This window comes from Flavobacterium potami (genome assembly GCF_020026915.1).
Lineage (GTDB): Bacteria > Bacteroidota > Bacteroidia > Flavobacteriales > Flavobacteriaceae > Flavobacterium > Flavobacterium potami.
In genome coordinates this window covers 74072-89152 of record NZ_JAINUY010000002.1, presented here as the reverse complement: position 1 = coordinate 89152, position 15081 = coordinate 74072, and the positions used below count along the sequence as shown (strand labels likewise).

Genomic DNA, 15081 nt, shown 5'->3' with positions numbered 1-15081 from the left:
ATCGTATCTTTTTAATTATCATAAAGATACCACCTGAAATCTACATCTAATTTACAAAATTATTTTTGATTATTATATTATATAAAGCTTAAAAATTGTGCATAAAAAAACCGTCCCGTCAAAACTGACGGGACGGTTTTAAAATATCTTTGAACGTAAATTATACGTGTAAAGCTCTATTTTCTGTAGCTGCCAATGCTGCTTCTTTTACCGCTTCCGCGAAAGTTGGGTGCGCGTGGCTCATTCTAGAAATATCTTCAGCAGAAGCTTTGAATTCCATTGCAGTAACCGCTTCAGCAATTAAATCTGCTGTACGAGCACCAATCATGTGAACTCCTAAAACCTCATCTGTTTTCTCATCAGCAAGGATTTTTACGAATCCGTCTAAGTCAGCACTTGCTCTTGCACGTCCTAACGCTTTGAATGGGAAACTTCCAGATTTGTAAGCTACTCCAGCAGCTTTCAATTGCTCCTCAGTTTGTCCAACTGCAGCAACTTCTGGCCAAGTGTACACTACTCCAGGAATTAAGTTGTAATCGATATGCGGTTTTTGACCAGCTAAGATTTCAGCAACCATTACTCCTTCTTCTTCCGCTTTGTGTGCTAACATCGCTCCACGAACAACGTCACCAATTGCGTAGATATTTGGAACACTTGTTTGTAAATGATCGTTTACTTCAACTTGTCCTCTTTCTGAAATTTTAACTCCAGCTTTGTCAGCATTTAATCCGTCTGTGTAAGGACGACGACCAACAGAAACTAATGAATAATCTCCTTCTAGAGTGATTGTTTCTCCTTTTGCGTTTTCAGCCTGAACTGTAACAGCATCACCGTTTCTTTCAACTGATTTTACTTTGTGAGAAACGTAGAATTTCATTCCTTGTTTTTTCAACACTTTAGTTAATTCTTTAGAAAGAGAACCGTCCATTCCTGGAATGATTCTGTCCATGAATTCAACCACAGAAACCTGAGCTCCTAAACGAAGGTAAACTTGTCCAAGCTCGATTCCGATAACTCCTCCACCAATAATAACTAAGTGTTTTGGAACTTCTTTTAAAGCCAAAGCTTCAGTAGAAGTGATGATTCTTTCTTTATCAATTTTGATGAATGGTAAAGAAGATGGTTTTGATCCTGTAGCAATTACAGTATATTTTGCTTCGATAGTTTCTGAAGTTCCGTCAGCTTTTGCAACAGCAATGTGAGTTGCATCTACGAAAGAACCTAAACCATTGAAAACAGTAATTTTATTTTTATCCATTAAGTAGTTGATTCCACCTACGGTTTGATCTACAACGGCTTGTTTACGCGCGATCATTTTCTCTAAATTGATTTTTACATCACCAGAAACTTCAATTCCGTGGTCTGCAAAATGAGCAATTTCTGCATAATGGTGAGAAGATGATAATAATGCTTTTGAAGGAATACAACCTACGTTAAGGCAAGTTCCGCCTAATGAATTATATTTTTCTACAATAGCAGTTTTGAAACCTAATTGTGCGCAACGAATTGCTGATACATATCCGCCAGGACCTGAACCTATAATGACTACGTCAAATGAACTCATAGTTTTGTCTTTTTTATTTTAAGCGTCACAAATTTAAGGAATAAAGTTTTGTTTGAAGTTTAAATTTCAATGTTTTTTGTGTGAAATTTTGCTTAGAAGTTTAACCGCAAAGGGCGCTAAGATTTACGCTAAGTTCGCTAAGTTTTATTTTATAGGGGTGGAATTTTGCTCGCAAAGTCGCTAAGACGCAAAGTTTTTTAAATTGCCTCCTACTTTAGCTGGAGGTTTCAAATTGATAACATATCAGGCTTTAGCCAAACTTTGAGAATTTTGGCTAAAGCCTCTTACTTGAACAACACTTTACATCAAGCTAAAGTTGGACGCAATTAATCTTAAAAATTATAAAAAAACTTTGCGACTCTGCGTCTTTGCGAGCTAAAAAAACTTAGAGTCTCAGCATCTTAGAACCTTAGAATCTCAAAAAGAAATCACCGTAGAATTCTTCACTTCGCTGATCATAAACATACTTTGTGTGCTTCCGATGTGTTGCAACGAAGTCAGTTTAGTTACTAAGAATTCGCGATAAGCTTCCATATCTTCTACTAGAACTTTCAAGATATAATCGTAATCGCCACTCACGTGATGGCATTCTAAAACTTCGTTTAGTTTGATGACTTCACTTTCGAATTTCGTTAGAAACTCTTTGGTATGCTGAATGAGTTTTAAATGGCAAAACACCACAAATCCCTTTTCGATTTTGGATTTATCTAGTAAAGCAGCGTAGTTTTTTATAATTCCTTCACGCTCCAGTTTTTTGATTCGCTCGTAAACTGCTGTTACGGAAAGGTTCAGTTTTAGAGACAATTCTTTATTGGTCTTTTTGCTGTCCGTTTGGAGTAAAACAAGGAGTTTTTTATCTATTTCGTCTAAAGTCATTTTATTGTGTCATTGCGAGGAACGAAGCAATCTCATCCCTATCATTAATTATTATGAAAAAAAATCTACAGAATTACATTTTACAAATCAAATTTAGATTAAAAATCAATTAAAAAAAACTTTTATAGTTTTAAAAACTATAAAAATAAATACTTATTGACATTTTTTCTAATTAAACCTTTCTTTGATGAGATTTCTTTTTAAACAACTTGAAACATTAAACTTGAAACAAACAAAAAACTAACTATAAATGAAAGACTTTAAACCAGCAGACAAAATTCAGGATTTACAATATTTTGGTGAATTTGGTGGAGTGAATCCGTCGATTTCTGATTCTTCGACTTATACTTTTTTGTCGGCAAAAACGATGTTCGATACTTTTGAAGGCAATATGGAAGGCTGTTATTTGTATTCGCGACATTCTTCGCCTAGTAATTTATATCTGGATCAGGCTTTGGCGGCGATGGAAGGGACAGAAACCGCAAATGTTTCGGCTTCAGGAATGGGTGCTATTACGCCAACTCTATTGCAATTGTGCGGTGCAGGCGATCACATTGTTTCAAGCCGAACGATTTATGGTGGAACTTATGCTTTCCTGAAAAACTTTACTCCAAGATTTGGAATTGAAACGACTTTTGTTGATATCACTAAATTGGACGTTGTTGAAGCTGCAATTACTTCTAAAACGAAAGTTTTATATTGCGAAACGGTAAGTAATCCGTTATTGGAAGTTGCTGATATTCGTGGTTTGGCTTCAATTGCTAAAAAACACAATCTGAAACTGGTTGTAGATAATACGTTTTCGCCATTATCGGTTTCTCCTGCAAAATTGGGCGCTGACATCGTAATTCATAGTTTGACGAAATACATTAACGGAAGCAGTGATACAGTTGGCGGTGTGACTTGTGCTTCAAAAGAATTTATCAATTCATTGAAAAATGTAAACTCTGGAGCAAGTATGCTTTTAGGTCCTACAATGGATAGTTTGCGTTCTGCAAGCGTGATGAAAAACCTGAGAACACTTCATATTCGAATTAAACAGCATAGTCACAACGCACATTTTTTGGCTGATCAATTTGAGAAAGATGGCTTAAAAACGGTTTATCCGGGATTAAAAAGTCATCCGAGTCATGAATTGTATAAGACTATGATTAATCCAGAATATGGTTTTGGCGGAATGCTGACCATTGATGTTGGCTCTTTGTCAAAAGCCAATGAATTGATGGAATTGATGCAGGAAAGAAATCTAGGTTATCTAGCGGTAAGTTTAGGATTTTACAAAACATTATTCAGTGCGCCTGGAACTTCAACTTCAAGTGAGATTCCGTTAGACGAACAAAAAGAAATGGGATTAACGGATGGTTTAATTCGTTTTTCTATTGGTTTGGATAATGATATTCAACGTACTTACGAAATGATGAAAGCTTGTATGGTGGAACTTGGCGTTTTATAAGGATTATTCCGCAGAGATACGCTGAATTTATTTGCCACGAATTCACGAATTAATTGTTTTATAAATTCGCGAATTCGTGGCTATAAAAAATTATCTTGGCTCGTAAGCTCTAAACGTTCGCCAATATTTGTCTTTGTAGATTTCGTAACTTATATCGAAAGCGCCATTGTACTTTTTAATTAATTCATCTGCCACTTTACTTGGTTTTCGGAAATCTTTACAAGTAAAAAAGATTTCTCTTTTATTGGTTGATGTTTCTCTTCCGATATTTAAATAGCCGTCTACATCTTTTAGAAATGGCACTATTTCATCTTCAATTTCGTTTAATACTTGATACGTTTCTTTATCTGGCATTCCGTTATTATTACTTCCATCAAACGGAATCGTAACAATAAATACCCACGGATGAGACGCTTTTTTATCCCACTGTAGAATATCGCTATTTATAATTGCAATGACAGCTCCTCCATCTTTTGTAGTGGCTTCAAAACTTGAATAATTATCGTTTTCTGTATTATGTCTCGTGCCTTCGTATTTTTCTACAAATTCTTTTTCTCTCCAAATTAAATAATCTTTTAATTTTTCGATCGGAATTAATTCTTCCGAAATACCATTTGGTCCAACAATCTTCATATTATCAATTAAAGTAACCGAATGTAATTCTCCTAAATAATTATCTAAGAAAATATAAATTCCATTTGTCAGGATTGACCTTTTTTCTTCTTCAAAATCATCATAAACGACAGTCAAATCAATTTCGTCAGGATAACCATTATGAATGTTTGGGTAAAACTTTATATTATCTTTATTGAATTTAAATCCTTCATAATTAACACCAATATTCTGAATATCTGAAGAAGGTTTTAAAGCTGTAATTTTCCAACCATCTATTGAAGGCGCAGCATTTACCAAATCTTCAATTGCATAAATATTTCTTATTGCACCATCAGGCGTCAGGATTAATTCGACGGTATTGTCATCAAACATTCCTGTCAAAAAGTAAATTCCATTATGGATTTCATCAAGTTTTGGTCCAAGTTTATCAAGAAAATCTTGGTGGATATTTTGTCTGTTTTTTACGACTTTGAAAAACTCTCTTTCGTGTTTTAAAAACCAATTCCAGAAATCAGCATTAGATTGTATTGGAGCTTCTTTTTTGCCCAATATTTTATCAAGAAAACCCATGTATTTATAATTATAATTTGAAATTTTACTGAAAACAAACTTAAGGAAAAGCCATTTTAAAACATAAGAATATTGCTATAAAAATAACGAAAATTAAAAAAGCCGTTCTGAGATATTCAAAACGGCTTTTATATATAATTTTCAACTTTTCTCAAATAAAATTTAACAAAATTCGAACCAAAAAGATTGCATAGAAAATAACTAAAATAAACAAGAATATTCTAATAAATCTTTTTTTGTATGGAAGCACTTTATTGATAAAAAGTGCAATTACAGCAGCTATAAAAGCAAAAAGTAAAGGAAAAGAAATTACAATTCCGAACAAAACACTTACAATTAATCCAACACTATTAGCTTCACTATAACTACCATTTAAATTATAAGCTCCAGTTTTTTGTGTTTGGAAAATCAATCCAATTATATCTAATATTAAAAGAACCGCAAATATTGAGAATAGTTTTTTATTTGAGATATTTTTCAAATGATTTTAATATTAAGTGTAGAAAAAATGTCTAAGTCTTAAAAAAAAGCTCCTAAATAGTGTTCAACTTACTATTTTTTCGGCTGTAGCCAAAGTAAATCAGCAATCCGATTATTAACCAAACGGTAAAATAAATCCAGTTCCAAACGCTTAATTCGGCCATCATATACAAACAACAAATTAATCCTAAAAGCGGAATCAAAGAAAGATTTCTTCTGATTGCCCAAACGGTTAATCCAACTAAAACGAAAAGAAAAATCCACATTGGAATTTTGTGTTTGAATAAACTAAATCCTGATTCATATTTTAAAGAATCGCTAATCGGCAATCCATTTACTACTTCTGCATATTTAACCTCGTCATCTTGATATTGTCCTAATAAATGTTCTAAATCTGATGTTTCGGTGGTTTTATTATTTACTTCGATGCTTTCTAAATAATTGAAAACTTTTGTAGATTCTTCTTTATTTAATGATGTTACAATTGATGTTGCATCAAAAGTCTGGGCATCGTTATTAATAAAAGCCATTGTCGCTTTATTATTGAAAGCAAAAGCATAGTACAAACCAGCAATAATTAAAACTGGTAAAATATATTTTGAGTTGATGTAAGGCGTTTTGAATTTTCCTCTCGGAATTTCAGGTTTATTTTGAAGAACTAAAACTCCTGCACAAACCAATACAAAGGCAAATAAAGTTCCGATACTGCATAAATCGGTTACCATTGTCAGGTTTAAAAATAATGCTGGAACTGCAACCACAAATCCTGTAACGATTGTTGCAAAAGATGGCGTTTTGAATCTTGGGTGAACCGTTGAGAATTTCTTTGGTAACAAACCATCACGGCTCATACTCATCCAGATACGAGGCTGTCCCATTTGGAAAACCAATAAAACGCTCGCCATTGCCACCACCGCACTTACAGCGATGATTCCCGACATCCATTTTAAGTCTAATTTATCGAACACGAATGCAAGAGGATCTCCAACATTTAGTTCGTGATATTTTACCATTCCAGTCAAAACCAAAGCAATGGCAATATATAAAATCGTACAAATGATAATGGCCCACATCATTCCGCGTGGTAAATCTCTTTGTGGGTTTTTACATTCTTCCGCTGTTGTCGAAATCGCATCAAAACCAATATAAGCAAAGAAAACGGCCGATACTCCCTTTAAAACACCGCTAACCCCATTTGGCGCAAACGGATCCCAATTGGCTGTATCTACATAAAAAATTCCAACCGCAATTACTAAAAGTACCACGCAAAGTTTTACAACAACCATTAAGTTACTTGCATTACGAGATTCCTTCATTCCCCTGTAAACCAAGGCAGTAATTAAGATAATAATGAATAAAGCCGGAATATCGGTTACAAAATGAAATGAACCAATTGTTGGGGCTGTCGTCCAAGCTGTGTGAGCTTGTTGTAAAGCTGTACTTAAATTTTCGAATGATTTTCCGCCTCGCATTAAAGCTTCGGCATCATTAAAACCGTTTGAAGCGGTTAGGTAATCCATTTGAATCCACTGCGGTAAATGAATGCCACCGCTCTGGAGAAGTCCCGTAAAATAATCACTCCACGATATGGCGACGGTTATGTTTCCAACGGCATATTCCATGATTAACGCCCAACCTATAATCCAGGCGATAATTTCTCCAAAAGCTACATATGAGTACGTATAAGCACTTCCTGAAACGGGAACCATTGATGCAAATTCGGCGTAAGCAAAAGCTGCAAAACTACAGGCAAGAGCGGTAAAAAGGAACAAAAATATTACAGCTGGTCCTCCATCTGCACTCGCTTTTCCGATGGTGCTGAAAATTCCAGCTCCAACAATTGCAGCAATTCCGAAAGCAGTTAAATCTTTGGTTGTAAGGTGTTTTCCTAATGCCTCATGTCCATCTGCCTCGTTCTTTGCAACCTGTTTCAGAATATCCTGCACTGTTTTCTTTCGGAATAAACTTGAAAATGCCATATGTGTTTTTGCTATTATTAATTGATTTAATTCAGTCCTTCTGGTTTTATTTTGCAAATAATGCAAAAATTATCTTGAAATCAAATATATAAAACCATTTTGTTTTTTTGTGATTTTTTTTCTTGCCACGAATTGCACTAATTTCTCGAATTTTCTTTTTTCCAATTGATAACTCTAATTATTTTTTTTGTTTCACGCAGATTTAAAAAGATTTAAGCAGATATCGCAGATTTAATTTATTCCAATTTTTCAAATAAAAATCTGCTCAGATCTGCAAAATCTGCGTGAAACAAAAATCTTCGCGCTCTTTGCGGTTAAATAGAAACCACAAATGTAACATTTCTCAAAATGAGCATACTGATAAGTAGTATTTAATTTTAAAGAATCATTTTATGGAAAAAATTACGAGACGTTCTTTTGTAAATAAATTTGGACTTGGCGTTAGCGCTTCCGTTGTAATGACCACACTTCCTTCATTTATAACCGAAACAGAAAAATCGTCTATACCTTACAAGGGAAAAAAATTAAATATCGCTTTATGCGGTTTAGGAAACTATGCTTCATTATTAGCTGAAGGTCTTCAGGTTTCTGAATATTGCCAACTTGCGGGAATTGTTACAGGAACGCCTTCTAAAGCTGAAACGTGGAAGAACAAATATAATATTCAAGAGAAGAACATTTACAACTACGAAAATTTCGATTCAATCGTAAAAAATAAAGATATTGATTTGGTGTATGTTGTAACTCCAAACTCGCTTCATAAAGAATTTACTGTTCGTGCTGCAAAGGCAGGAAAACATGTTATTGTCGAAAAACCAATGGCCATTACTGCTGAAGATTGCGAAGAAATGATAAAAACTTGTAATGATAATAATGTACAACTAGCAATGGGTTATCGTTTGCATTATGAACCAAATCATTTAGAAATAAAACGATTGGGACAGCAAAAAGTTTTGGGTCAGGTTCGCTATATCGAAACTGGTCTTGGTTACAGCACTTATGATATTCATGACGTAAATAAACCTGTCGATTTAAACGCTCGTAACGAATGGAGACTTACTAAAAAGTTCGCAGGCGGCGGAGCGCTAATCAATTTAGGAGTTTATTGCATACAGGTTTCGCGTTATGTTTTAGGCGAAGAACCAATTGCGGTTACTGCTCAATTTGGAACCATAAATAACAAAAACAGATTCGCGCAAGTAGAAGAAAACATTACCTGGCAAATGGAATTTCCAAGTGGTGCCGTTGCGAATTGCAGCAGTTCGTATGGTTTTGGAATCGATAGATTTCACGCTGCTGCCGATGAAGGTTTCTTCGAAATGAGTCCTGCAGTAAGTTACGGACCTTTTGTAGGCAAAAGATCTGATGGAAAACTATTTAATTTTCCGGTGATAAACCAACAGCAAACTCAAATGGATGAGATTTGTAAAGTGATTTTAGCAAACCAAAAACTCCCAAATCATATTACAGGAGAAGAAGGAATTAAAGATGTTAGAATTATCAATGCTATTTATAAAGCCGCAGAAACAGGAAAGAAAGTTAGTTTGAAATAGTTTTTTCGCCACGACCCGAGCGATAGCGAACAGGCGAAGCAATTCACGAATTATTTTTTTTGCGTAAAATATTTTTTAATGACGAATTACTCAAATTTTTTAATTTGTGAAATCAGCGCAAAGTATAATTTGTGTAATTCGTGTAATTTGTGGCTAACTTTTTAAACAGCTTCGTAAAATACTAACAGGATGCAGAGCCTCACGACTTGTCCCATCATAAATTTGATGACGACAGCTTGTTCCTGCAGCAGCGATTTTTACGTTTTCTGCAGTGTTTCTTACTTTTGGAAATAACGTATCCTCGCCCATTTGCATGCTGACTTGATAATGTTCTTTTTCATAACCAAAAGAACCCGCCATTCCACAACAACCCGAATTGTAAATCGTAACCGTATTATTTTTTGGAAGATTCAGCATCGCAAAAGTCGCTTCAACAGAACTTAATGATTTCTGGTGGCAATGTCCGTGAATTTTAATTTCTTTACTTTCTTCCGAGAAAGAATCGGCTGTGATTTTACCGTCTATGATTTCTTTTTTGAAGAATTCTTCTATTGTAAAGGCATTTCTGGATAGTTTTTCTGCAGCTTCTTTATCATCTGCTAGACGGAGATATTCATCTCTAAAAGTCAAAATCGCTGAAGGTTCAATTCCGATTAAAGGAGCATTTCCTAAAACTAGATCTTTAAAAACATTTACGTTATGATTGGCGATTTTCTTCGCTTCTTCTAGGAATCCTTTCGAAAGATACGTTCTTCCGCTTTCTTCATGATCGACAACCAAAACCTGATAGCCTAATTTAGTCAATAATTCGAATGCATCGATTCCGATATTGACATCATAATAATTCGTGAATTCATCTACAAACAAATACAATCTTCCGTTTGGAAAATTAGTAGTTGTCGGTTTATTATTAGAATACCATTTTCTAAAAGTCTTTTTCGCCAATAACGGAACTTGCCTTTCCGGCGCAATTCCCATTGTTTTTTTCACCAAAGACTGATTTGAAATAAAATTCGTAATCGCTGGGAATTTACTTCCCATTTTGTTCAATTTGGCGTTGTTGGCAAAAATCTTATTTCGGGTTGTAAATCCGTTTGCTTTTTGATATTGATATAAAAACTCCGCTTTTAAAGTTGCTACGTCCACATTACTCGGACATTCGCTTGCACAGGCTTTACAGCTTACGCACAACTCAAAAACTTCGTATAATTCTTTTTGGTCGAATTTATTTTCTTTTTCAGAATACGTTAAATATTCTCTCAAAGCGTTCGCTCTCGCACGCGTAGTTTCTTTCTCATTTCTCGTCGCGCGATAACTCGGGCACATCGCTCCTCCGCCTGACGGCAATTTTCGGCAATCGCCAGAACCGTTACATTTTTCGGCTGCACGTAAAATTCCTAAACTGTCTGAGAAATCCTGAAAGGTTTTAATATCTGGTTCTACTCTACCTGAAATTACACGATGATTCTCGTCCATTTTCAAGGCATTTACAATCTTCCCAATATTCAAAACCGAATTTGGATCGAATGCTAGTTTGATTCTTTTCAGCAATTCGTAATTTTTGTCGCCAATCATAAACGGAATAAATTCTCCGCGCACAATTCCGTCGCCGTGCTCTCCACTTAGCGAACCTCTGTATTTTTTTACCAAATGCGCTACTTCCGTCGCAATGGTTCTGAATAATTTTAAATCGGATGTTTTCTTCAAATTCAAAACTGGACGAAGGTGCAATTCTCCCGCACCCGCATGCGCGTAATAAATCGCTTCTTGTCCGTGACGCAACATCATTGCCGAAAACTCGGCAATATAATTTGGTAAATCGCTCAATTCAACTGCTGTATCTTCAATAGAATCGGCTGCTTTATCGTCGCCCACAATACTTCCTAAAAGTCCAAGACCTGCTTTTCTCAGTTCGTTGGCTTTGTCAATATCATTTCCGTAGATTTTTACTTTAGCGTAAGCAAAATTATTTTGATCCAAATCGGCGATCAAAGCGTCGGCTTGTTTTTCGGCATCTTCCAAAGTATGCGAAGCGACTTCAAACAACATAATCGCTTTGGGTTCTCCAACCAAAAAGAAACGGTTTTTAATGTGTTCGCGATTTGTTTTCGTACAATCCAAAATCGTATCGTCGATCATTTCACAAGTGTACAAATGATGTTTCATTGCCACGACAACCGATTCTAAAGATTCCTGAATCGTATGATAATGTCCAACCACCATAATACTATGAGGCGGAGGCAAATCGTCAACTTTCAGCGTAACTTCAGTTGTAAAAGCCAAAGTTCCTTCGCTTCCACAAAGCAGTTTCCCAAGATTTATGGTTGGTTCATTTCCTCCAAATAATTCTGATTTAAGCAGAATATCAACGGCATAACCTGTATTTCTTCTGTGAATTTCTGGTTTCGGAAACTCTTTTACGATTTCTTCCTGAGCTTCTTTTATCGAAAGCTCCTCGTAAATCGTTTTGTATATTTTATTTTCTAAAGAATCACCTTTTGTTTTTTCGATAAATTCAGCCGAAGTCAGGTCTTTAAAAACCACTTCAGAACCGTCGCTTAAAATTGCTTTTACCTCAGCAATTTTATCACGAGTAACACCATATCGAATAGAAGTTGTTCCAGAAGAGTTATTTCCTACCATTCCGCCAATCATGGCACGGTTCGATGTTGATGTAATGGGAGCAAAAAATACGCCATGCGGTTTTAAGAATAAATTCAGCTCATCGCGAATTACACCGGGCTGAACCGTAACGGTTTTCTTTTCGGCATTATATGAAATGATTTTTGTAAAATGCTTCGACACATCAATCACCAATCCGTCTCCTACCGCTTGTCCAGCCAGTGAAGTTCCTGCAGTTCTTGGCGTAACCGACATATTATGTTCTGTCGCAAACTTGATTAGTTTGGCAATATCTTCAGTCGTTTTAGGAATCGCCACCGCATTGGGTTTAATTCGGTACACCGAAGCATCTGTAGAATAAAGCGTTTTATGAAGCTCATCGAATAAAAGTGTGCCTTCGAGACTAGCGGCTAATTGCTCTAAATGAGATTGGGTCAACATGTAATGTGCTTTTTATAAAAATATTTCCTGAAAAAACTCAGAACACAAAGATAAAAATATCGCAAGGCAAAACGATTCTATTTTGGGAATTTATATAACAACTTCGTCATATTTTATAAAATTCTGAGAGAATCCTGTAAAGGCTGAATCTCACTAAAAAACTAATTTTAAAGTTTTGCCAAGTTGGGTAAAAATTTTTAAACACATAGAAACATAGATTTATTTCTTTAAATTCTGAGAACAGTTGAAAAAATTTAGATTTTAACACATAGCACTTTACGTTAAACTATGTGAATTTAAGTAAATGAAATGCCTCTACTCGCAAAGAAAAACTATGTTTCTATGTGTTTAAAAAAAAAGAATCACTCAACAATTTTAAACATTTTATGCCTTTTACAATTATGGAAAATTTCTTTCAGGACGTCATCAACCACCTCGAAGGTTATTACAATAGCATTGTCGATCTTACGCCAAAATTTATTCTGGCCATTTTGGTCGTTCTCGTTTCTTGGTTTATTGCAAGCCGTATCGGTATTTTTGCCGGAAACCGACTCAAAGCCAGAATGCACGATCGTCTTTTGGCAACTTTTATTGCCCGTTTAATTAAATCGGTTTTGATCATTATCGGAATCTTGTTTATGTTCCGAATTATTGGTCTCGAAGGCGTGGCACAAAGCATGCTTGCAGGTGCGGGAATTTCAGCTTTTGTAATTGGTTTTGCACTTAAAGATATTGGCGAAAATTTCCTTGCCGGAATTCTACTAGCTTTTAAAAGACCATTTTCTATTGGTGATATTATTGAAAGCAACGGCGTAAAAGGCGAAGTCATCAACCTTAATCTTCGCGATACCGAAGTCAAAAGCGATTCTAAAATCATTTATATTCCAAACGCGCTTCTTATAAAAAACACCCTTATTAACTATAACAGCGAAGGTTTTCTACTCCAAACTTTCACCGTCGGACTCGAATATGGTTCTGATTATACACGAGCCATCGAACTCGTAAAAGAAGTTTTAGGAAATAGTGAAGAGGTTACAGAAAAAGATCATGAAAATGCTGCCGTAATTACTGATGTCGCTGGTGGTGGTATTGTCCATTTAAATATCAGATATTGGGTTAAAACAGGGCCTTATAACGAAAATTCAGAATGTCGTTCTAAGATTATTGCGGCGGTTTTGAAGAAGTTGAAAGAGAATGAATTTGTGCTTAAATAAAAGGTTCTAAGATACTAAGGCACTAAGGTTCTGAGGTTTCCCAATTGTCACCCTGAGCGTAGTCGAAGTCTTATGAAACCTAATATTCCCACAACAAATCTCCCCAATCTTCTCATTTCGACGTAAGGAGAAATCACACGCGGGATTCCGTAAAGAGAATCACCAATCTTTGTCGAATTTCTAGTGTGATTTCTCGTTCCTCGAAATGACAAACTAGCTGGAAATTTACCTTCGTTTATCTTTTCTCAAAATAACGTTTTATAATTATTTTGCAGTGATTTATTGCAATAAATCATTTTTTATTAATACTCTTTCCATCAGTATCAAATAACACACAAGGATATTGTATTCCTGTATATTCCCCAAATTCCGAATAGCTATGATAAAGTACTTTTTGTCCTGACATTATATACAACAAAACAGTATCATCTGGCAATAAAAACCAGATCGAATTTTCATTTTTAGATTCATCAGTTAATTCAAAGAAAATTGCTTTTTCTATAAAGTCCTGACTAAACCTATAGTTACAACCACAATTATTTCTTTCCGCTGTTTTTACCGCTTTATTAACATCAAAAGTTAAGTTGATACCATGTTCTTTCTCCCATTCTAAGCTTTTAATATAATCATCTTGCTTTTTCCATTCTACAGGGTTTTTATTCACTCCATCAATATTATAAGCATTAATGCCGCTATTGTTGAAATAGTAAATATCAAGAATTGTTGTTGGATTTGAGTTCAAATAATCTTTAATAAATTTTACAGACTGAACTCTTTTTACAATTTCTTTATAATCTGATTTTATAGAGTCTCTTGAATAAATAGATTGGCCTGTTTTTGAAGCCAAAAAATTAATATACACATTGGGAAACATGTCCTTGTTTTTTAATCTTATCTTAAATGTTTTTGCCTCATTCCAAATATATCTTCCCCTCCCATACATTTCTTCAAAAGACAAAACTTCAAAATCTGTTTTTAATTCATTAATTTCTGTCAAATAATCATATGCAGATAATTTATAAAGCTCCTGCATATTATTATCAATTATTTTATTAACCAAATATCGCAACAACTCCGCTCCTTCAAGAGGCGCTTTGGTTTTTGACTTGATTTTAAATAATTTTTCAATTTGTTTATCAATCTCAAAATTGTAATTCATGCTACCTAAAACATCTTGATAAGGCATAATAAAACCCCAAACCGCTTTTCTTGATTTAAAAGTCTTTATCAATGCATCATCTTTAAAAACTTCAATCAAAAATTGAGCTCTATAAAAATTATGCATTGTATAGCAACATCCGTTATTTAAATAAGAATTTAATAATGAATTGTATAGATTCAAATCTTTTAAGACTTTATAAGCATATTCTTTTTGTTGTGAATTCCATGCAATTTTATTTTCGTTTTTATATAAACTCAATAATTTTTCAGGGCTATTCTTTATGTAATTAATGTCTATTTTAAATTTTTGCAATAGTTGAGTACTATCATCAGATTTATTCAATTCTGACAACAACTTTGAAATAGATTTTTGCGAATTTATTTCCTTCTTCTCTATTTTATACACTTTCTCAGTTTCATCATCACCAAACTGATTTACATAAACAATCCTTGATATAACAATTTTATCTGCAAAATCCTGTGATTTTACTTTTGAGAAAGCGAACAATAATAACAGAATAAATATCCTTTGCATTATAAAATGAAACATATT

Annotated in this window: 10 protein-coding genes; 3 read left to right on the top strand and 7 right to left on the bottom strand. The window is 34.4% G+C overall.

All coding sequences use genetic code 11. From position 1 onward, the window contains the following. Window positions 1–160 precede the first annotated feature (160 nt). Window positions 161–1564: a dihydrolipoyl dehydrogenase gene (gene lpdA, locus K6T82_RS06130; protein WP_223705055.1), complete on the bottom strand. Its 1404-nt coding sequence runs from the start codon at window positions 1562–1564 to the stop codon at window positions 161–163. Between the two features lie 417 nt (window positions 1565–1981). Beyond that, a complete protein-coding gene (locus K6T82_RS06125; protein WP_223705054.1) occupies window positions 1982–2440 on the bottom strand; it encodes an Lrp/AsnC family transcriptional regulator in 459 nt (152 codons plus the stop codon). 250 nt (window positions 2441–2690) lie between these two features. Between K6T82_RS06125 and K6T82_RS06120 the strand changes: the two genes are divergently transcribed. Next, entirely contained in the window at window positions 2691–3893 is a 1203-nt protein-coding gene (locus tag K6T82_RS06120; protein ID WP_223705053.1) for an aminotransferase class I/II-fold pyridoxal phosphate-dependent enzyme, read from the top strand. A 90-nt stretch (window positions 3894–3983) separates the two neighbouring features. Here the strand turns inward: K6T82_RS06120 and K6T82_RS06115 are convergent, their stop codons facing one another. From K6T82_RS06115 to K6T82_RS06105, 3 genes are all read right to left on the bottom strand, one after another. Further along, window positions 3984–5078, bottom strand: coding sequence for a DUF695 domain-containing protein (locus K6T82_RS06115; protein ID WP_223705052.1), 1095 nt, complete (start codon window positions 5076–5078; stop codon window positions 3984–3986). A gap of 151 nt (window positions 5079–5229) precedes the next feature. Beyond that, the gene (locus K6T82_RS06110) at window positions 5230–5559 is read right to left on the bottom strand and encodes a hypothetical protein (protein ID WP_223705051.1); all 330 of its coding nucleotides are present in this window, start codon (window positions 5557–5559) and stop codon (window positions 5230–5232) included. 52 nt (window positions 5560–5611) lie between these two features. Continuing rightward, window positions 5612–7537, bottom strand: coding sequence for an amino acid permease (locus K6T82_RS06105; protein ID WP_223705050.1), 1926 nt, complete (start codon window positions 7535–7537; stop codon window positions 5612–5614). 392 nt (window positions 7538–7929) lie between these two features. Here K6T82_RS06105 and K6T82_RS06100 point away from each other — a divergent pair, with 392 nt between their 5' ends. Continuing rightward, window positions 7930–9090, top strand: a complete 1161-nt coding sequence (locus tag K6T82_RS06100; RefSeq protein ID WP_223705049.1) for a Gfo/Idh/MocA family protein — start codon at window positions 7930–7932, stop codon at window positions 9088–9090. A 153-nt stretch (window positions 9091–9243) separates the two neighbouring features. On the opposite strand, the gene K6T82_RS06095 is transcribed toward K6T82_RS06100, so the two are convergent. Beyond that, window positions 9244–12153 (bottom strand): FAD-binding and (Fe-S)-binding domain-containing protein, encoded by a 2910-nt coding sequence (locus K6T82_RS06095; protein WP_223705048.1) that lies wholly within the window; start codon window positions 12151–12153, stop codon window positions 9244–9246. 386 nt (window positions 12154–12539) lie between these two features. On the opposite strand from K6T82_RS06095, the gene K6T82_RS06090 reads away from it, so the two are divergent. After that, window positions 12540–13367: a mechanosensitive ion channel family protein gene (locus K6T82_RS06090; RefSeq protein WP_223705047.1), complete on the top strand. Its 828-nt coding sequence runs from the start codon at window positions 12540–12542 to the stop codon at window positions 13365–13367. Window positions 13368–13659: 292 nt separating this feature from the next. On the opposite strand, the gene K6T82_RS06085 is transcribed toward K6T82_RS06090, so the two are convergent. Continuing rightward, window positions 13660–15078 carry a hypothetical protein gene (locus K6T82_RS06085; protein WP_223705046.1) on the bottom strand — a complete coding sequence of 473 codons (1419 nt, stop codon included), beginning with the start codon at window positions 15076–15078 and terminating at the stop codon, window positions 13660–13662. Between the last annotated feature and the right edge of the window lie 3 nt (window positions 15079–15081).